Genomic DNA, 255 nt, shown 5'->3' with positions numbered 1-255 from the left:
AACAACTTCTCCCCGGGCGCATGAGCCTGACGCAGCGTTACCGGAAGGGTAGCTGCCCAACGCTCGTAATGTTCGCAGAACCAGCTGTAGCCGTAGCCCTGTGGCTGCTGAGCCTTGTACTCGTTCCACAACAGATCGAGCGTGACGCCCTTCTTGCCCAACTCGCGATGCACCGTTGGCCAGTCAGGCTTCGGGCGCTCGCGGTTCGACGGCGGCGCCGGCGGGAACAGCAGCGCCTCGAGCGCAGCATCGCCC

The 255-nt window shown here is 64.7% G+C and carries 1 pseudogene; it reads right to left on the bottom strand.

The window, feature by feature from the left end:
* Nucleotides 1-255: pseudogene (locus GWC77_RS30470) on the bottom strand (IS21 family transposase); the annotation flags it as partial.

Source organism: Paraburkholderia sp. NMBU_R16 (assembly GCF_013282575.1).
Lineage (GTDB): Bacteria > Pseudomonadota > Gammaproteobacteria > Burkholderiales > Burkholderiaceae > Trinickia.
Note: the sequence above shows the minus strand (reverse complement) of the source record. Positions and strands in the feature narration are given on the sequence as shown.